Annotated in this window: 13 protein-coding genes; 9 read left to right on the top strand and 4 right to left on the bottom strand. The window is 62.1% G+C overall.

Annotation, left to right across the window (positions count from 1 at the left end; all coding sequences use genetic code 11):
* Nucleotides 1-10: 10 nt before the first annotated feature.
* The 9 genes from eda to RD1_RS13215 all read left to right on the top strand — a co-directional run bounded on the left by eda (nucleotide 11) and on the right by RD1_RS13215 (nucleotide 14,807).
* Nucleotides 11-652 carry a bifunctional 4-hydroxy-2-oxoglutarate aldolase/2-dehydro-3-deoxy-phosphogluconate aldolase gene (gene eda / locus RD1_RS13255; protein WP_011569020.1) on the top strand — a complete coding sequence of 214 codons (642 nt, stop codon included), beginning with the start codon at nucleotides 11-13 and terminating at the stop codon, nucleotides 650-652.
* A 31-nt stretch (nucleotides 653-683) separates the two neighbouring features.
* Nucleotides 684-1,616 (top strand): carbohydrate kinase family protein, encoded by a 933-nt coding sequence (locus tag RD1_RS13250; protein WP_011569019.1) that lies wholly within the window; start codon nucleotides 684-686, stop codon nucleotides 1,614-1,616.
* A gap of 91 nt (nucleotides 1,617-1,707) precedes the next feature.
* A complete protein-coding gene (locus tag RD1_RS13245; protein ID WP_011569018.1) occupies nucleotides 1,708-4,131 on the top strand; it encodes a glycogen/starch/alpha-glucan phosphorylase in 2,424 nt (807 codons plus the stop codon).
* A 13-nt stretch (nucleotides 4,132-4,144) separates the two neighbouring features.
* Complete coding sequence (glgB, locus tag RD1_RS13240) at nucleotides 4,145-6,340, top strand: 1,4-alpha-glucan branching protein GlgB (protein WP_011569017.1); 2,196 nt, start codon at nucleotides 4,145-4,147, stop codon at nucleotides 6,338-6,340.
* 45 nt (nucleotides 6,341-6,385) lie between these two features.
* Entirely contained in the window at nucleotides 6,386-7,645 is a 1,260-nt protein-coding gene (glgC, locus tag RD1_RS13235; RefSeq protein WP_011569016.1) for a glucose-1-phosphate adenylyltransferase, read from the top strand.
* A 1-nt stretch (nucleotide 7,646) separates the two neighbouring features.
* The gene (gene glgA, locus RD1_RS13230) at nucleotides 7,647-9,086 is read left to right on the top strand and encodes a glycogen synthase GlgA (protein ID WP_011569015.1); all 1,440 of its coding nucleotides are present in this window, start codon (nucleotides 7,647-7,649) and stop codon (nucleotides 9,084-9,086) included.
* A gap of 9 nt (nucleotides 9,087-9,095) precedes the next feature.
* On the top strand, nucleotides 9,096-11,192 hold the full coding sequence (glgX, locus tag RD1_RS13225) for a glycogen debranching protein GlgX (RefSeq protein ID WP_011569014.1): 2,097 nt from the start codon (nucleotides 9,096-9,098) through the stop codon (nucleotides 11,190-11,192).
* Complete coding sequence (gene malQ, locus RD1_RS13220) at nucleotides 11,182-13,179, top strand: 4-alpha-glucanotransferase (protein WP_011569013.1); 1,998 nt, start codon at nucleotides 11,182-11,184, stop codon at nucleotides 13,177-13,179. The genes glgX and malQ overlap by 11 nt, the downstream gene beginning before the upstream one ends.
* A complete protein-coding gene (locus RD1_RS13215; protein WP_011569012.1) occupies nucleotides 13,176-14,807 on the top strand; it encodes an alpha-D-glucose phosphate-specific phosphoglucomutase in 1,632 nt (543 codons plus the stop codon). The genes malQ and RD1_RS13215 overlap by 4 nt, the downstream gene beginning before the upstream one ends.
* Before the next feature lie 4 nt (nucleotides 14,808-14,811).
* Here RD1_RS13215 and RD1_RS13210 read toward each other — a convergent pair whose 3' ends face one another.
* From RD1_RS13210 to RD1_RS13195, 4 genes are all read right to left on the bottom strand, one after another.
* On the bottom strand, nucleotides 14,812-16,722 hold the full coding sequence (locus RD1_RS13210) for a beta-galactosidase (RefSeq protein WP_011569011.1): 1,911 nt from the start codon (nucleotides 16,720-16,722) through the stop codon (nucleotides 14,812-14,814).
* Nucleotides 16,723-16,861: 139 nt separating this feature from the next.
* The gene (locus tag RD1_RS13205; RefSeq protein ID WP_011569010.1) at nucleotides 16,862-17,467 is read right to left on the bottom strand and encodes a 2-dehydro-3-deoxy-6-phosphogalactonate aldolase; all 606 of its coding nucleotides are present in this window, start codon (nucleotides 17,465-17,467) and stop codon (nucleotides 16,862-16,864) included.
* Complete coding sequence (locus RD1_RS13200; RefSeq protein ID WP_011569009.1) at nucleotides 17,464-18,369, bottom strand: 2-dehydro-3-deoxygalactonokinase; 906 nt, start codon at nucleotides 18,367-18,369, stop codon at nucleotides 17,464-17,466. Before RD1_RS13200 ends, RD1_RS13205 begins: the two co-directional genes overlap by 4 nt.
* A 7-nt stretch (nucleotides 18,370-18,376) precedes the next feature.
* The gene (locus RD1_RS13195; protein WP_011569008.1) at nucleotides 18,377-19,147 is read right to left on the bottom strand and encodes an SDR family NAD(P)-dependent oxidoreductase; all 771 of its coding nucleotides are present in this window, start codon (nucleotides 19,145-19,147) and stop codon (nucleotides 18,377-18,379) included.
* Nucleotides 19,148-19,239: the final 92 nt, after the last annotated feature.

Below are 19,239 nucleotides of genomic sequence, written 5' to 3'. Positions count from 1 at the left end.
GAAAACACAGATGACCCCTCAAGACGCAAGCAGACGCGCCCGCGACATCTGCGGCATGGCACCAATTGTCCCGGTATTGGTCGTGGAAGATGCCAGCAAGGCAAGGCCGCTGGCCGAAGCCCTGATCGCCGGTGGCTTGCCCGCCCTCGAGGTCACGCTGAGGACGCCCGCGGCGCTTGAGGTGATCGCGCACATGGCACAGGTCAAGGGCGGCGTGGTCGGGGCAGGCACGCTCGTGACGCCCGATGATGTGCGCGCCGCGAAAGAGGCCGGGGCAACCTTTGGCGTTTCACCCGGCGCGACGGACGACCTGATTGATGCCTGCGAAGCGCTGGAATTACCACTTCTGGCAGGGGCCGCTACCGCGAGCGAAGCGATGCGTCTGCTGGCGCGCGGCTATGACATGCTCAAGTTCTTCCCGGCGGAGGCCTCGGGCGGTGCGCCCGCCCTGAAGGCCATCGGCGGACCCCTGCCGCAGATTTCATTCTGCCCGACCGGGGGCGTCAGCCCGGCAAACGCGCAAAGCTATTTGGCCTTGCCGAATGTGCTCTGTGCCGGGGGCAGTTGGGTGGCCCCTGCAGATCTGGTTGCACAGAATGACTGGGCCGCCATCGAGAGCCTCGCGAAAGCGGCCAGCGCCCTGGGCCAGTGACGCGCGCGGTTCACAACATGGGAAAAGCGGAATGATACTGTGCTGCGGCGAAGCGCTGATTGACATGATCCCGACGCCCACCGGCGCGGGCGCGGAAGGATTTGTGCCGCACTCCGGCGGGGCGATTTTCAACACCGCCATCGGTCTGGGCCGTCTTGGGGTGCCGACGGGGTTCCTTTCCGGGCTGTCGACCGACCTCTTTGGGCAGCAATTAGTGTCGGACCTCGCGGCGAGCCATGTGAGCGCGGATTATGCCGTGCGATCAGACCTGCCAACGACGCTGGCCTTCGTGCGGCTGAGCGGTGGGCAGGCGAGCTATACGTTTTATGATGAAAACACCGCCGGGCGCATGTTGGAGCCCGAACAACTGCCGCACCTATCGCCAGATGTCACGGCGCTTTACTTCGGCGGCATCAGCCTGATCAGTGAGCCTTGCGCCGAATTCTATGCGGCACTGGCCCTGCGGGACGGCGCGCAGCGCGTGATCATGCTGGATCCGAACATCCGCCCGGGGTTTATCCGGGACGAGGCACGGTATCGCGCCCGGCTGGACCGCATGATGGTCGGGGCCGATATCCTGAAAGTGTCGGATGAGGATCTCGACTGGATACTGCCGGGTTCTGGCACGACAGAGGATAAGGCGATGTCCATAACCGAAAAGGGCGTGCGCATCGTCATCGTCACCCGTGGCAGCGCCGGTGCGTCGGCCCATTTCACGGATGGGCGCGCGGTTTCTGTGCCCGCACAAAAGGCAGTTGTCGTTGATACGGTTGGTGCCGGGGACACGTTCAACTCCGGCGTGCTGGCGCATCTGTCCAGAGCGGGTTTTCTGAGCAAGGCCCGCATAAAGGACATCGGCCCGGCTGATATGGAAGATGCGCTGGCCCTTGGCGCGCGTGTGGCGGCAGTCACGGTCGCCCGCGCAGGTGCAAACCCGCCTTGGGCGCAGGAACTGAACCTATGATGAGTGGCGGTGGCGCCGTGAAACCTGTACCACCATCCAAAATGAGCTAAGGTGCACGCGTTTGCGCCGCAACCGAGAGTATATGATAACGATGACCACACCCCGTATTTCTGCCCCATCCGTTGAAGCGTTCAGCGCGGCCATCCTGCGCCATCTGAAATTGTCGCTGGGCAAGGACCCGGAGCATGCGTCGCTCTATGACTGGCGCATGTCACTGGCGTTGAGCCTGCGCGATCATGTGGTGGAACCGTGGTTCGAGAGCACCCGCAAGACCTATGAAGCACGCGGCAAGCGCGTTTATTATTTGTCGATGGAGTTTCTGATCGGGCGTCTTGTGGAGGACGTGGCCGTGAACCTCGGCTTTGAGGACATCGCAGAAGAGGCGATCACGGCGCTGGGTCAAAACTACGGCGATGTCGTGGCCAACGAGCCCGACGCAGCGCTTGGCAACGGCGGGCTGGGGCGATTGGCGGCGTGTTTCATGGATTCGCTCTCGACGCTTGGAATCCCGGCCTACGGATATGGCATCCGCTATGAACACGGGTTGTTTGAACAACATTTTGAAGAGGGTGCGCAGATCGAGACGGCAGAGACATGGCTCTCACAAGCGCATGTCTGGGAGTTTGAGCGCCCCGAAGTGACCTATCCCATCCATTTCGGCGGACATGTGGCAGTTGAAGACGGCAAAACCGTCTGGCACGCGGGCGAAACGGTTATGGCATCGGCCTATGACACGCCCGTGCTGGGCTGGCAGGGACGGTGGGCGAATACGCTGCGGTTATGGGCGGCCAAACCGACCACCAATTTCGACCTCGAAAGCTTCAACCGTGGCGATTACATCGCGGCCAGCGCGCCCGAAGCGCTCGCGCGGACCATCAGCCGTGTGCTCTATCCCGACGATACCACCGATGTGGGCAAGGAGCTGCGCCTGAAACAGGAGTACTTCTTTACTTCCGCCTCCCTGCAGGACCTGCTGCGCCGCTTTCTCAGCGAGGGCGGGGCGCTCAAGGACCTGCCGGATCATGTTGCGATCCAGCTGAACGATACGCACCCGGCGATTGCCGGTCCGGAACTGGTGCGTTTGCTCATGGATGAGCACCAGTTCGAAGTGGCGCAGGCCATCACCACCGCCCGCGCTTGCCTTGCCTATACGAACCACACGCTGCTGCCGGAAGCGCTGGAGCGCTGGCCCGAAGACCTGTTTGCGCGTGTGCTGCCGCGCCATTACCGCATCATCCAGCTGATCGAGGCGGCACATTTCGCCACGGCGGGCGAAACCGTGCGCATCTTTGAGCATGGCGAGGTCAAGATGGGCGAACTGGCCTTTGTCATGGCCCATCACGTCAATGGCGTTTCTGCGCTGCACTCCGAACTGGTCAAGGAAACGGTGTTTTCGGACCTCAACGCGGCCTATCCGGGCCGCATCATCAACCAGACCAACGGCATTACTCCGCGCCGCTGGCTTTACACCTGCAACCGGCCGCTGCGCGGGCTGATCAATGACACGATCGGAACCGCCTGGCCGGATAATCTTGATCAGCTCTCGGGCTTGACGGCGCATGTGGAGGACAGCGCGTTCCTCGACCGGTTTCAGGCGGCCAAGGACGCCAACAAGGCGCGGCTTGCCGATTGGCTCAAGGCGCGCGATGGCGTCAGCGTCGATCCCGCCGCCATGTTTGATGTGCAAATCAAACGCATCCATGAATACAAACGCCAGCTGATGAACCTGCTGGAAACGGTTGCGCTCTGGAATGACATCCGCGCCAATCCGAATGGCGCTTGGACACCGCGCGTCAAACTGTTCGGGGGCAAGGCGGCCCCGGGCTATGTGGTCGCAAAAGAGATCATCCACCTGATCAACGACGCCGCACGCGTCATCAATGCGGACCCGGTCACGCGTGAATTCCTGCAAATCGTCTATCCGGAAAACTACAATGTTTCCATGGCCGAGATGTTGATCCCGGCGGCGGACCTCTCGGAACAGATCTCGACCGCCGGAAAGGAAGCATCCGGTACCGGCAACATGAAATTCGCCCTGAACGGCGCGCCCACCATCGGCACGCTCGATGGCGCCAACGTGGAAATCCGCGACTGCGTCGGGGCCGAGAATTTCTTTCTGTTTGGCTTGACGGCGGCGGAGGTGACGGCGCGCCGGGCAGAGCCTGATTATGCCCGTACCGCAATTGCCGCGAGCCCCCGGTTGAGCGAAGTGCTGGACCAGATCAGATCAGGCCTGTTTTCCGGTGGCGACAGGGATCGCTATGTGAACCTTGTGAATGGCCTTTATGATCACGACTACTTCCTTGTGACCTGTGATTTTGACGCCTATTTCGCCGCGCAACGCCAGGTCGATACGGCCTTTGCCGACAGTCGCACCTGGACCCGGATGGCCGCGTTGAACACCGCGCGCGTGGGGTGGTTCTCCTCTGACAGAACGATCAGCGGCTATGCCAAGGACATCTGGCAAGCGCAAAGCCTGCTGGAACAACGCGACGCAGACCAGAACGTCGCCTGAAGGAACACGTGGTGTGAATATCTCACAAACAGATGCCGAAAAGCTCGCCGCGGGGTGTCACGGCAATCCGTTTTCCGTGCTCGGCCTGCATGAGGTTGCGGGAAAGCTGAGCCTGCGCGTCTTTCTGCCCGGTGCCGAGACTGTGGAGGCGCTGGACCCCAAGACCGGGCGCGTGATCGTCACGCTCAACCAGACGGAAACGCCGGGGCTTTTCGAGGGCACCGCGGCGCGGCGCAAGAAGCGTTTTGCCTATCATCTGCGCATCACCCAAGGCGCGCATCAGTGGCAGATGGATGATCCTTATCGCTTTGGCCCCGTGATCGGGGATATCGACGAATATCTTCTGGGAGAGGGCTCACATCGTCGCCTATGGAGTGTGTTGGGCGCCCATGTCATTACGCATGAAGGTGTTGCAGGCACGCATTTCGCCGTCTGGGCCCCCAATGCGCAGCGCGTGTCGGTGGTTGGCGAATTCAACGTCTGGGATGGTCGGCGCATGATGATGCGCCAGCGGGGGGCGACCGGTGTTTGGGAAATCTTCGTGCCCGGCATTGGCGAGGGCGAGATTTACAAATACGAAATCATCGCGCCGGATGGATCACTGCTGCCGCAAAAGGCGGACCCGGTCGGTTTCGGGGCCGAGCACCCGCCGCGCACCGGATCGGTTGTGCGCAAGATCGACGGCTACGCGTGGGATGATGCGCAGTGGATGACGCGGCGCGCGGATGTGCAGCGCATTGATCAGCCCGTGTCGATCTATGAGGTGCATCTCGGCTCATGGCGGCGCGTGCCGGAAGATGGCAATCGCCCGCTCAGCTATGTGGAACTGGCCGATCAACTGGTGGCTTACGTCAAGGACATGGGGTTCACCCATATGGAAGTGATGCCGGTCTCTGAATTTCCTTTTGACGGGTCATGGGGCTATCAGCCCATCGGGCTCTTTGCACCGACGATCCGCCATGGCACGTTGGACGAATTCCGCGCGCTGGTCGCTGCGTGCCACCGGGAAAACATCGGCGTGATCCTCGACTGGGTGCCGGGGCATTTTCCGGAGGATGCGCATGGGCTGGGCCGGTTTGACGGCACGGCCCTTTACGAACATGCCGACCGCAAGGAAGGGTTTCACCCCGATTGGAACACGCTGGTCTACAACTACGGGCGGGCGGAGGTCGCAAATTACCTTGCGGCGAATGCGCTTTACTGGCTGCAGGAACACCATGTCGATGGGCTGCGTGTGGATGCGGTCGCCTCGATGCTCTACCGCGACTATTCGCGCAAGGATGGCGAGTGGATCCCGAACAGGGACGGCGGGCGCGAGAACTACGAAGCCATTTCATTCTTGCAGAAAGTGAACACCGAAAGTTACGGCGAGGTGCCGGGCATCATGACCATTGCCGAGGAATCCACCGCCTTTCCGGGTGTGAGCGCGCCAGTGGACGCAGGGGGGCTGGGCTTTGGCTTCAAGTGGAACATGGGTTGGATGAACGATACGCTGCAATACATGCAGCAGGATCCGATCCATCGCAAATACCACCACCACGAGATGACCTTTGGCCTGCACTATGCCTTTTCGGAAAACTTCATCCTGCCGCTCAGCCATGATGAGGTGGTGCATGGCAAGGGGTCATTGCTCGATAAGATGCCGGGGCAGGGGGATGACAAATTCGCAAACCTACGCGCCTATTACGGCTTCATGTGGGGGCATCCGGGCAAAAAGCTGCTGTTCATGGGCTGCGAGTTTGCACAGGGCGTTGAGTGGAACCACGACAGCAGTCTTGACTGGCACCTGTTGGATCACCCGCAACACCGCGGCATGCAGAACCTTGTGCGTGATCTGAACGCGCTCTACCGGGAAAATGCGGCGCTTCATGGTCTGGACTGCGCAGCGCAAGGTTTTGAATGGATTGACGAAAACAACGCCGAGGCGTCGGTCCTTGCCTGGCTGCGACATGGGCCGGATGGCGGCGCACCGATGCTTGTGGTGAGTAATTTCACGCCGGTCGAGCGATCACATTATCGCCTCGGCGTGCCGCAGGCCGGGCGATGGGTGGAGCGGCTGAATACCAATGCGGATTGCTATGGCGGGACCGGTTTGGGCAACTTGGGCGGTGTGCAAAGCGCCGATATCGCGGCCGCCGGTCGGCCCTTTTCGATCGACGTGGTTTTGCCGCCGCTCACCACGCTGTTTTTTCAGCTGGATGACGGGTGAAGGCAGCCGCGCGGCGCTGGACGGATTTAAGGGGAGGATGAGAGGATGAACAGAGAAGAACAACGATTGGCGCAACAGACCATGGCCTTTGTTCTGGCCGGGGGGCGGGGCAGCCGCCTTTATGAGCTCACGGACCGTCGCGCCAAACCTGCGATGTATTTTGGTGGCAAGAGCAGGATCATTGATTTTCCCCTGTCCAATGCCGTGAATTCGGGGATCCGGCGGATCGGGGTCGCAACGCAATACAAGGCGCATTCACTGATCCGACACTTGCAGCGGGGCTGGAGTTTCTTTCGGGCCGAGCGCAATGAATCACTCGATATTCTGCCCGCTTCACAACAGATGAATGATGAGAACTGGTATAAGGGCACAGCCGATGCGGTGGCCCAGAACAAGGACATCATCGAAGGCTACGGGCCCAAGTACATCATCATTCTGGCAGGCGATCACATCTACAAGCAGGACTACGCGGAAATGATCCGCCATCACGTGGAAAGTGGTGCGGATGTCACTGTCGGCTGTATCGAAGTGCCGCGCATGGAAGCCAGCGGTTTTGGCGTGATGAAAGTGGATACCGAAGACCGCATTCTCGATTTCATCGAAAAACCCGGCGATCCGCCTGCGATGCCGGGACATCCGGATCAGGCTTTGGCGAGTATGGGGATCTATGTTTTTGAAACGGAATACCTTTTCAAGATCATGGAAGAATGCGCGGCGGTCCCGGGGTATTCCCATGATTTTGGCGGCGATATCATTCCGACCATCGTGCGAGGCGGAAAGGCCGTGGCGCATCCGTTCAGCCGCTCCTGCGTGCGCACCGTTAATGAGGAAGCGCCCTATTGGCGCGATGTCGGCACGGTTGATGCGTTCTGGCAGGCCAACCTTGACCTGACGGATTTCAAACCGGCGCTGGATCTATACGATACCGAATGGCCGATCTGGACCTATTCGGAGCTCACGGCGCCCGCCAAATTCATCCACAACGAAGAAGGGCGGCGCGGGTCTGCGGTGTCCTCCATGGTGTCGGGCGGGTGCATTATTTCAGGCTCCAGTCTTGAGCGTTGTCTGCTGTTTACCGGCGTGCGCACCCATTCATTCTCGCAGTTGAACGGGGTGGTTTCGATGCCCTATGCCATCATCAACCGAAATGCGCGGCTGACCAATGTGGTGGTAGATCGCGGCGTGGTCATTCCGCAGGGCCTCGTCGTCGGAGAAGACCCGGCCCTTGATGCGCAGCGCTTTCGGCGCACGGACAGCGGGGTCTGCCTGATAACGCAACCGATGATCGACAAGCTGGATATGTAACGTGAAAGTTCTTTTTGTGGCATCCGAATGCGCACCCTTTGTCAAAACGGGTGGTCTGGCGGATGTGATCGGCGCGGTCCCCAAGGCGCTTGCGCCGCTGGGGGTTGAGGCGCGTGTCATGCTGCCGCTTTATCCGGCATTGCGCGTGCTCTCCGAGGGGGGGAAGACGGTCTGGTCGTCGGATAATCTGCACGGGGGTGCGGCGCGCCTGCTGGACGTCAGGGCGGAGGGGCTTGATCTGCTGTTGCTGGATGCGCCGCATCTCTTTGATCGGGGCGGAAACATCTATCTGGATGCGGATGGCACCGACTGGCCTGACAATCCGCTGCGCTTCGGGGCGCTGTCATGGGTCGCTGCTGACATCGCGGCAAACGGTGCCGCCGGTTGGCAACCCGAGATCGTGCATGCGCATGACTGGCAGGCGGGGTTGGTGCCGGCCTATCTGCATCAGATGGACGCGCCCAAACCGCCCTGCGTCCTGACCATCCACAACATCGCCTTTCAGGGGCTGTTTTCGCCTGACCTGATGGCACCCTTGGGCCTTGATGCCGCGCTCTACACGCAGGATGGGATGGAGTTTTACGGCAACCTCGGATTCCTGAAGGCGGGTCTGGCCTTTGCCGATAAAATCACCACCGTCAGCCCAACCTATGCGCGCGAGATCATGCAACCGGAATTTGGCATGGGGCTTGAGGGGTTGCTGCGCGCGCGGGCACGTGATGTCAGCGGTATTCTCAATGGCATTGATACTGACGTCTGGAACCCCGAAACTGACCCGGCTCTGCCCAAGTCCTATTCACTCAAGGGGTTGAAAGCCAAGCAACAATCCCGACAGGCCGTGCTGGAGCGGTTCGGCCTGACACCACCGGATAACGCGCCGCTGTTTTGCGTGATCAGCCGGTTGACCACGCAAAAAGGCGTTGATGTGCTGCTGGATGTGGTGCCGGACCTTGTGGCGCGCGGTGCGGGGCTGGCTGTGCTGGGCAGCGGGGATCGCGACCTTGAGGCGGCATTTGTTGCCGCAGCACATCGCTTTCCCGGCGCGGTGGGTGTGATCATCGGATATGACGAGGACCTGTCCCATTTGATGCAGGGGGGCAGTGATGCAATCCTGATCCCGTCGCGGTTTGAACCCTGCGGCCTGACGCAGCTTTATGGGTTGCGCTATGGCACCATACCGGTGGTTGCGCGCACCGGGGGGCTGGCCGATACGATCATCGATGCCAACGAAGCCGCCCTTGCCGCCACCTGCGCCACGGGTGTGCAATTTGCCCCTGTGACGCCGGATGCGCTGTCCCATGCGATTGATCGTTGTTGCGATCTTTTCGCCGAGCGCAAGACGTGGTCGGGGATGATGCGCTGCGCCATGCGTCACCCCGTGGGTTGGGAGACGTCCTCCAAAGCCTATCTTGAGGTTTACGATCGTCTTCTGGGCGGATAACCGGGGCGGATGGATTATCACTTCACATCCGGCAACCCGACACAGTTGGGCGCGCATCATGATGGGCAGGGCGTCAATTTCGCGGTCTTTTCTGCGCATGCCAGTGCGATCGAACTGTGCCTTTTTACCCCAGACGGGCACACAGAAACGGCGCGCCTTGCCTTGCCGGAACGCAGCGGTGATATCTGGCACGGCTATCTGCCGGGGCTGGCGGTGGGCACGGTTTATGGCTACCGCGCCCATGGGCCGTATGCGCCGGAGCAGGGACACCGGTTTAACCCCAACAAACTTTTGCTCGACCCCTATACCCGGCAGCTTTGCGGTGCGTTTAAAGATGACCCCGCGCTGCTTGGCTATGTAGAGGGCGACGCGGAAGAGGATCTGTCCTTTGATCCGCGCGACTCTGCCCCCTACGTGGCCAAATCCGTGGTCCGCGACCCCGCGATTTTCCCCAAGGCGGGCACAGGTCCTCAAATCCCATGGGAAGAAACGTTGATCTATGAGGCGCATGTCAAAGGTCTGACCGCGCAAAATGACCGTGTTCCGGCCGATCTGCGCGGCACTTATGACGCCCTCGCCAGCGACGCGATGCTGGCGCATTTCAAACGGCTCGGCATCACGGCGGTTGAACTGCTGCCCGTCCATGCCTTTGTGAATGACAGTTTTTTACTTAAGAAAGGTCTCACAAACTATTGGGGTTACAATACAATCGGGTTTTTTGCGCCCGAGCCGCGCTATGTCGGCCCTGCAGGTATCGCTGGTTTTCAAAAGATGGTACAGCGCCTGCATGCAGCCGGGATCGAGGTCATTCTGGATGTGGTCTACAACCACACGGCCGAGGGCGATCAGCGCGGCCCGACGCTCAGTTTTCGCGGCCTCGACAATGCCTCATACTATCGGCTGACCGATGCGGACCCGCGGTTTTACGTGAATGATACAGGCACGGGCAACACGCTGAACGTAGCGCACCCGCAGGTGCTGCGCATGGTGCTCGACAGCCTGCGGTTCTGGGTGGAGCATATGGGTGTCGACGGCTTTCGTTTCGATCTGGCCACGACGCTGGCGCGCGAGCCGGATGGGTTTGACCCGCAGGGAGGGTTCATGGATGCACTGCGTCAGGACCCGGTGCTGGGCGGGGTCAAACTGATTGCGGAACCTTGGGACATTGGACCCGGCGGCTACCAGTTGGGGGCTTACCCGCCCGAATTCGCCGAGTGGAACGACGCCTATCGCGATACGGTGCGCCGCTTCTGGAAGGGCGACAGTCACAGCGCGCAGGACCTTGCCGCGCGGCTGTTGGGATCGGCTGAGATCTTTGATCATCGGGGTCGGCGGGCGTGGTCCTCGCTCAACTTTCTGGCCGCGCATGACGGGTTCACGCTGGCGGATACGACAAGTTATGCAAGGCGGCACAATCAGGCGAACGGGGAGGGCAACCGCGACGGGCATCACGGCAATCACTCTGATTCTTGCGGTGTCGAAGGCCCCACAACGGATCCGGATATTCTGGCCCGCCGCGCCCGTCGTCAGCGCAACATGCTGGCGACACTGTTCCTGTCGCAGGGCACGCCGATGCTGCTGGCCGGGGATGAGATGGGCAATTCGCAGGCTGGCAACAACAATGCCTATTGTCAGGACAATGCCATCGGCTGGGTCGATTGGCAGGCGGATCAGGCGGGTCTTTTCGATTTTGTGCAACAGCTTTCAGCCTTCAGGGCTGCGCATCCGGTCCTGCGTCAATCACGTTTCCTGCATGGGGCTGCGCGCGTGGCCGATGGCCGCCCGGATGTGGAATGGTCAGATGCCACCGGGGCTGCGCCGGATTGGCATGACCCGGATTTGTCGACCTTTTGTCTGATGCTGCGCGGATCAGCCGAAGCATCGGTCGATACCGTTGGCGATGATGCGGTGCTGGTGGTCATCAACCGCGCGCCTGATCCTGTGAAGATCGCACTGCCGCCGCCGCCCACCGGGCAGTGCTGGCAGATTGGCATGCGCACCGGGGCTGCAGCGCGCGGCAAATTGGAAGCGGGGGAACTGGTGGTTGAAGCCGAAGAGGTCATGGCGCTGATCCTGTCGCCCATGGATGCGCCCGATGCGTGGTGATGCCGCCTTGTCCCGCCTTGCGCAAGAGGTCGGCGTTGTGGCCGAATATCAGGACATGCAGGGCATCACGCATGTAACGCCCCCCGAGACGCAGTGGGCGATGTTGCGCGCCAATGGCTATCCTGCCCAAACCCATGCCGAAATCCGCGAAACACTGGCGGCGTTGCACGCGGCGAGGCAAACCGCCTATCTGCAGCAGGAGATTGTTCTGCGGTGTGATCAGCCGTGTGACATTACCTGCGCGGCACCGGTCACATGGCATGTGCTGTGCGAAGGGTCGCAAGAGGTTCTCGCAGAGGGGCGCGCACAATCCCGGATTGCACTGCCCGGCTTGCGGATGGGGGTGCATACCCTTGTGCTGGAGGGCGCAAAGGGGGTTCAGGAAACCTGGCTGATCACGGCACCTGCGGGCGCGCCATCGCTGGAACAGATTGCCGGAACACCGCGGTGCTGGGGTGTGATGGCCGCCCTTTACGGGCTGGGTCCCGCTGCATCGCAGATCGGCAGCTTTGATGATCTGGCGCAGGCCGCGGCGGTTTGCGGTCAAGCAGGCGCGGCGTTTCTGGGGATCAACCCGGTGCATGCATTGGGCATGGCGGCGGGGGACACGATCAGCCCTTATTCCCCCACACATCGCGGGTTTCTCAATACCGATCATATCACGATGAGCAGTCGCACGCCCACGCCAGGCGACGCGGGCGATCTGCTGGACTATGCGCAGCACCGCCACGCGCAACGGCCCGCCCTGAGGCGTGAATTCGAGGCATTTCTGGGCATGTCGCCCGCCCCTGAGCGCAGCGCTTTCGATGCGTTTTGTGATGTCGAAGGGGCGCGTCTGATTGAATTCGCCATTTTCGAACAGGTCAGCCAGCAACACGGACCCGATTGGCGGGTCTGGCCGCACAGGCTGCACGATCCGAAAAACGCGCTGCATGAGATATCCAACAGGGATCTGATGTTTCACAAATGGCTGCAGTGGCGCGCGGATACACAGCTTGCCAGCGCACAGAAAGCCGCGCGTGACGCAGGGATGGCGCTGGGGCTCTATCTTGATCTGGCCGTGGGCGCGCGTGTTGGCGGGGCCGAGACATGGGGCACAGACACGGCCACAGCCGATGGCGTCTCGCTTGGCGCACCGCCGGATCACCTCAGCCCGGCAGGGCAGAACTGGCAGCTTGCAGCGCTCTCCCCGGTCAGGCTCAAGGCGACGCGCTACGCCGCCCTGCGCGCCATTCTGGCGAAGAACATGCGACATGCAGGGCTGATGCGGATCGACCATGCCCTGGGGCTGAGCCGCAGCTTCTGGATCCCGCAGGATGGCAGCCCGGGGGCCTATATGCGCCAGCCACTGAAATCACTGGTGGCGCTGATTGCCATTGAGGCGCATCGCGCAGGCACGGTGATCGTGGGCGAAGACCTTGGCCTTGTCCCGGACGGGTTTCGTGCCGAGATGGCGCGCCACGGGTTTTACGGCTATTGCGTGCTGCAATATGAAAAAGACGCCGAGGGGGTGCTTCTGCCACCGGAGCATTTGCGCGCGCAGTCTCTGGCCTGCTTTGGCACGCATGACACGCCGACGCTGGCGGGGTTCTGGCAGGGGCGTGACATTGACTGGTGGCATCGCTTGGGTTGGATCGACGCAAGCGACGCCGCACGGGCGCGACGCGCAAGGGTGCAGGAAAAACGCCAGCTGGTTGCGACCCCGGCGCCCAAACGCTTGCCCAGAAAGGTCACAGCAGCCGTCAGGGACAAGGTGTACGCGGATCTGGCGGCATCCCCGGCTGCCTTGGTGGCGGTGCAGCTTGACGATATGTTGTCTTTGACAGAGGCTCAGAACCTGCCGGGGACCGTTGACGCGCATCCAAACTGGCGTCGGCGCTACCCGGTGCGCGGGCAGGCTCTGGCCAAGGACAAGGCACTGCAGGCCACAAGCCTGATCATGGCGCGCGCCGCGCGAAATACCGCAGAACGAAAGGACGAGCGATGACCCTGTCGACCATCAAAAAAGGCCCTTTTGAGGGTCAGAAGCCCGGCACCTCGGGGCTGCGCAAGAAAACGCGGGTGTTTATGGAGCCGGGGTATCTGGAGTGTTTCGTCCAGTCGACGTTCAACGCGATCGGCGGTGTTGCGGGCAAATCACTGGTCATCGGGGGCGATGGCCGATTTTACAATGACAAGGCGATCCAGATCATCCTGAAAATGGCCGCCGCCAATGGCGCGGCATTGGCGGTTGTCGGGCAGGGTGGGTTGCTGTCGACACCTGCGGTGTCGCACCTGATCCGCAAGCGGAAAACCGACGGCGGTCTGATCCTGTCGGCCAGCCACAACCCCGGCGGCATCGATGAGGATTTCGGGATCAAGTATAACGTCGCCAATGGTGGCCCCGCTCCTGAATCCGTAACGGCGCGCATGTTTGACGAAACGCTCAAGATCACGGAATACAGAACAATCGACGCGCCGGACATTGCGCTTGGCGATCTGGGCCTGCACCAGATCGGCGAGATGCAGGTGGAGATCATTGACCCGGTTGCAGATTATGCTGCGCTGATGGAAACCCTGTTTGATTTTGGCAAGATCAAAGCGCTGTTTGCGGGCGGGTTCATGATGCGCTTTGATGCGATGCACGCCGTCACCGGCCCCTATGCCAAGGCCATTCTGGAGGACCGGCTTGGCGCGCCTGCCGGAACGGTCATCAACGCGGTCCCGAGCGAGGATTTTGGCGGCGGGCATCCTGATCCCAATCCGGTCTGGGCCAAGGCGCTGATGGAGGAGATGATGTCGCCCACAGCCCCCGATTTCGGCGCGGCTTCGGACGGGGACGGGGATCGCAACATGATTGTCGGGCGCGGCAGCTATGTGACGCCCTCGGACAGTCTTGCGGTTCTGGCGGCCAATGCGCATCTGGCTCCGGCCTATGAGGCAGGGCTTGCGGGGGTTGCCCGTTCCATGCCCACCAGTGCCGCCAGTGATCTTGTGGCGCAAAAGTTGGGGATCAACAGTTTCGAGACACCCACCGGGTGGAAATTCTTTGGCAACCTGTTGGATGCGGGCAAGGTGACGCTCTGCGGTGAAGAGAGCGCGGGCACCGGATCAGATCACGTGCGCGAAAAGGATGGCCTATGGGCGGTGTTGCTCTGGCTGAATATTCTTGCGCAGCGCAAGCAATCGGTGGCGGATATTCTCGTGGATCACTGGGCGGAATACGGCCGCAACTATTATTCACGCCATGATTATGAGGCCGTTCCGACAGAGGCGGCCAACGCCCTGATGGCGCATCTTGAAGCACAGTTTGACAGCTTGCCGGGCACGCAGTGGTCGGGGCTGAGCGTGCGTGCGGCGGATAGCTTCTCCTATCATGACCCGGTCGATGGGTCGGTCAGTGAAAATCAGGGGTTGCGGATCAGCTTTGAGGGCGGCGCGCGCGCCGTTTTGCGCCTGTCGGGCACGGGCACGGAAGGTGCGACACTGCGCGTCTATCTGGAGCAATACGCAGGCCCGGATGCCGATAATTCCCTCACCGCCGAGGCTGCGCTGGCCTCGGTACGCGCGGCGGTGATCGAGATCACGGCCATGCAATCCCACATCGGTCGCACAGCACCGGATGTGCGCACCTGATGCGTCAGCGCCGGGCCCAAGCCACGCCAGCAGCGGGCAGGCTCAGCCCGTCAAACGCACAGGGCGTGGCGGCGTAGTTGAAATAGAACCGGTGCGTTTTGGTATCCCGGCAGCGCAGACCGTCGGGCAGGGGCTGCGTGTCGATGCCGCAACGCGCCGCCGCATCGGCGATCAGATGATCCCAAAGCGCTGAATCCGGCCAGCCGCCCAGATAAGACAGCGCACCGTTTGACACCATCACCGCTGCGCCATCCGCATCCCGCAGAGTTACCTGCGCGGACCCTTCAAGCGTTTCAGTCCAGTGTTGCACCGCGCCAATGCCGGGCACGCTCCGCTCGACGCCGGGCGGCAGGCTCTCCACCCGCGTGACCGTCACATCGAGGTCCGGCAAATCCGGGCCCATGGGCGTCGGTATCGTCAATTCCTCTGTTACGGCGTTGCAACGCGGCCCCACGATGGCCGTTGTCTGGCCAAGCGCGCGTTTCAGGCTTTCGGGCAGGGTGGCCACACCGGGCGCGAGCACCAGCTTGTACCCCGTCACATCGGATGTGGTCGAGGGCAGGATATCAATCGACAGCCCGCGTTTGCGCAAGGCCCGGTAGGCATCCAGCATCAGGGCAAAATAGCGGAACCCCGCCCCCTGCGGCAACGTCGCCCAGGCCCATTCCGAGGCGTAGTCAAAGACCAATGCCACCTGCGCCTGCTGCACGCACACCTCAGGCATGCTGCGCAGTTCTGCAGCAACCTTTTCGGCCTCGGCCAGCCCGGGGGCCGGAGCATCATCAGGGCGCAGCAGGCCCGAATGCATCTGTTCCTGCGCAAAAGGGGCCTGCCGCCATCGAAAATAGCTCACGACCTCTGCCCCATGGGCAAAGGCCTCCCACGTCCAGAGCCGCACCATGCCGGGCAATGGGGCCGGATTATAGGGCGCCCAGTTGACCGGCCCGGGTTGTTGTTCCATCACCCACCAGCGGCCATCCCTGCCCACCGCCCGGTAAAGGTCGTGGTGAAAGGCCTGCATATCGGGATCGCCCTGCTGCAAATAGTGCGATTTATGCGCGGGCGTTGCCTCCAGCCGGTCAGAGAGGAACCCGATCGGGTAGCTGTCCCAGCTTGCGATCTCGATGGAGCGGCCGACCTCGAAATGGTCAAAATCCAGCACCCGGCCCATGTAGTTGTGGATCAGCGGCGCATCCGTGTGGGCGCGCAGGGCCTCTACCTGTGCCGTGTGATAGGCGACGACCTGATCGGAACTGAATCGTCGAAAGGCCAGCGCATGGCTGGGGTTGGGCTCTGTGACCGTCAGGTTTGGCAAATCCACCTGCGCAAAACTGTCGTATTCCATCGACCAGAACACATTGCCCCAGGCGGTGTTCAGCGCGTCGATGGTGTCGTAGCGTGTCGCGAGCCAGTCCTGAAACGCGTGGCGCGCGGCCTCGGAATAGGACAGCACGGTGTCATGGCAGCCGTATTCGTTATCCAATTGCCATGCGTGGATGCGCGGGTCCTGTCCGTACCGTTGCCCCAGCACATCGGCAATCGCCGCCGAGGCAGCGCGATAGCCTGCATGGCTAAAGCAATAGTGCCGCCGGGAGCCGAATTTGCGCACGCGCCCCATGGCATCCACCGCCAGCATGTCGGGAAACCGATCCAGCATCCAGCGCGGGGGGGTGCAGGTGGGCGTGCCCAGAACGATCCTGAGGCCCGCGCTGGCCAGAACGTCAATCGCCCGGTCCAGCCAGTCAAAGGTGAAACGCCCCGGTTCCGGTTCCATCCGGCTCCATGCGAATTCGCCGATGCGCACCCATGTGATGCCTGCTGAAACCATGCGCGCGGCGTCCCTGGCCCAGATCTCTTCGGGCCAGTGTTCGGGATAGTAGCAGACGCCGAGCGCGCGTTGGAGGCCGGAACTCATGACGGAACCTGCGGGCCCCATGCGGATATGCGCGGCAGTCGATCCCACACACCGGCAACCCGAAGCAAGCGCTGGCGCAGTGGGGGCGCAGGCGGGCCTTCCCCGGCTGTGCAGACGCCGGCGTCATGGACCGGCGTCATCATGGTGCGGCATCTCGATAGGCCGCGACAATGGCGCGGGCGTTTTGCGCAACCTCCTGCACGCTCATGCCGGGTTTGAACAGGGCAGAGCCCAGCCCGAACCCATCCGCGCTGGCATCAATCCAGGTCTGGAAATTGTCGGGCCCGGCACCGCCCACGGCATAGACGCGCGTGCCCGCTGGCAGGATGGCACGCATAGCCGACAGACCCGAGGGCCCCGCCATCGAGCCGGGAAAGAGTTTCAACCCATCCGCCCCGGCCTGCAGGGCCGCAAAGGCTTCGGTCGGGGTGAACACGCCGGGCCAGCTTTGCATATCGCGCACCTTGGTCGCGCGGATCACGGCCGTGTCACAGTTGGGCGAGACGACCCGCCTGCCACCCGCGTCAGCCACTGCGGCGACCTCATCCGTGCTCAGCACCGTGCCGGCCCCGATCAGTGCCGCGTCGCCCATTTGTCGTGCAAGGCGGGCAATGCTCTCCAGCGGGTCGGGGGAGTTCAGCGGCACCTCGATCTGGGTGATCCCGGCGTCGAGCAGGCAGTGCGCGACAGCGCAGACCTCATCCGGGGTCACACCGCGCAGAATAGCGATCAGGGGCAAGGTCATATGCAGGCTTTCAATTGACGGTGGACGGCGGTTAACCCCGCCAGAGTGGCGCGTTCGGTATCGACCATGGTGGCAGGCACGCCCTGCGCGCTCAGCGCGCCCTGATAGGCCTGCGCCTGCGCGCCCATGCCCAGAATGGCGAGGTTTTGCCCCAGCCAATAGGGGCGTGTGGCGGCAATTTCCATACCGATGAGATAACCCGACAGTGCTGCGCGGGCGCTGCCTTGGTCGTTCAGCTTCAGCAAATCCCCCGCCCGCAGCGCAAAGAGCTTTGCCGCCATGCGTTCGGGGTGGCTCAGGCTGTCGGCAACAGCGTCCTGAAACGCGGAGCCGTCCCAGGTGTCTGGCACAACCGAATGGCGCAGAACCGAAGACTCGCTGAGCAGCGCAAAGATCTCCCCGGTCATAAAGGTCTGAAAACTCACGACTTCACCCGCGCTCAGATGCACCCACTTGGTATGGGTGCCCGGCATGCACAACACACCGTCCCATTTCGGGTTGAGGCTGAGAAAGCCCGCGATCTGCGTTTCTTCTCCGCGCATCACATCGGGGGGGGCGGTCTGCGACAGGCCTGACACAATATGCACGCGGTGCCCGCTCTGCATGGTGATCTGCGTCAGCCCCTCCGCGACCGGAGCACAAGGCACCGCGCGGTAAGGGGCTTCCGCCCAGCCTTGCCGCGCGCCGACCATGCCGCAGGCGATGAGCGCGCCCAGCCCTTCGTGCAACCAGGGGTCGATCAGGTCCTGCAACACGGGTTCGAACTGGGCGGGTTCAAGTTTGCGCATGCCGGCGTTTGACTCTGCGCGCTCCAGAACCGTGGCCCCCTGCATCGCGAAAGCGCGCAGGTTTGACGTGCCCCAATCCAGCGCGATCCACTCTGGTGTGCATGTCCCGGTCATTGCCTGCTCACCCTGTTGTCACCACACCGCCATCCACGACCATGCATTGCCCGGTCATCATACGGCTGGTTTTCGAGGCGAGAAAAAGCACGGCATCGACGATGTCGCGCGGCTCCAGATGGGTTTTCAGGCATTGCCGCTCCAGATGCGCGGCCAACCCGTCGGGGGTGGCCCATTTGTCCAGCTGTTTCTGTGTCAGCACCCACCCCGGTGCGAGCGCATTCACCCGAATGCCATCGGGGCCCAACTCGCGTGCAAGGCTGCGGGTCAGCGCAGTGATGCCGCCATTTGCCGCCGTGTAGGCCGGATAGCCTGCGTTGCCCATCATATAGCTGATAGAGCTGAAATTGATGATGGACCCGGCCCCCCGTTTGATCATCGACCCCGCAACCGCTTGCGCTGCGAAGAAGTAGGCTTTGAGGTTGATGTCCAGATAGGCATCCCATTCCTCGGGTGTGGTTTCGAGCCAGTTGTGGCGCTGGTCGTTGGCGGCGTTGGACACCAGTGCGTGAATGGGGCCATGGGCCTTTTCGGCGGCGGCAATCGTTTCGCGCAGCCGGTGCGTCTCCGTGATATCGCCCTGCAGGAACAGCGGCGCACGCCCGTGCTTCTCTTCCATCTGCGCCACAAAAGCACTGGCATCGGAGCGCCCGATAAAGGCGACCTTGGCCCCCTGCGCCAGAAACCCGTCCGTGAGGTCCGCACCGATGCCCGAACCGCCCCCGGTGATGTAGATCGAAGCGCCCTTGAGGTCATGAAAAGTTGCGGTCTGGGTCATCGGGGTCTCTCCGAAGTTGGGGGTGTCAGGGGCTGCGTCCTCCCGTGCAAGGGGTACATGGGCAGACGCCGCAGGGCCAGTTTGGTTTTGGC

The sequence above is a fragment of the Roseobacter denitrificans OCh 114 genome (assembly GCF_000014045.1).
Classification (GTDB): domain Bacteria; phylum Pseudomonadota; class Alphaproteobacteria; order Rhodobacterales; family Rhodobacteraceae; genus Roseobacter; species Roseobacter denitrificans.
Note: the sequence above shows the minus strand (reverse complement) of the source record. Positions and strands in the feature narration are given on the sequence as shown.

What these genes read in the sequence shown, in the direction of transcription:
- eda (WP_011569020.1), top strand. Translation starts at nt 11, where the DNA reads ATGACCCCTCAAGACGCAAGCAGACGCGCCCGCGACATCTGCGGCATG.
- RD1_RS13200 (WP_011569009.1), bottom strand. Translation starts at nt 18,369, where the DNA reads ATGACCGGGACATGCACACCAGAGTGGATCGCGCTGGATTGGGGCACG.
- RD1_RS13245 (WP_011569018.1), top strand. Translation starts at nt 1,708, where the DNA reads ATGACCACACCCCGTATTTCTGCCCCATCCGTTGAAGCGTTCAGCGCG.
- glgX (WP_011569014.1), top strand. Translation starts at nt 9,096, where the DNA reads ATGGATTATCACTTCACATCCGGCAACCCGACACAGTTGGGCGCGCAT.
- glgC (WP_011569016.1), top strand. Translation starts at nt 6,386, where the DNA reads ATGAACAGAGAAGAACAACGATTGGCGCAACAGACCATGGCCTTTGTT.
- RD1_RS13210 (WP_011569011.1), bottom strand. Translation starts at nt 16,722, where the DNA reads ATGAGTTCCGGCCTCCAACGCGCGCTCGGCGTCTGCTACTATCCCGAA.
- RD1_RS13195 (WP_011569008.1), bottom strand. Translation starts at nt 19,147, where the DNA reads ATGACCCAGACCGCAACTTTTCATGACCTCAAGGGCGCTTCGATCTAC.
- RD1_RS13215 (WP_011569012.1), top strand. Translation starts at nt 13,176, where the DNA reads ATGACCCTGTCGACCATCAAAAAAGGCCCTTTTGAGGGTCAGAAGCCC.
- RD1_RS13205 (WP_011569010.1), bottom strand. Translation starts at nt 17,467, where the DNA reads ATGACCTTGCCCCTGATCGCTATTCTGCGCGGTGTGACCCCGGATGAG.
- malQ (WP_011569013.1), top strand. Translation starts at nt 11,182, where the DNA reads ATGCGTGGTGATGCCGCCTTGTCCCGCCTTGCGCAAGAGGTCGGCGTT.
- RD1_RS13250 (WP_011569019.1), top strand. Translation starts at nt 684, where the DNA reads ATGATACTGTGCTGCGGCGAAGCGCTGATTGACATGATCCCGACGCCC.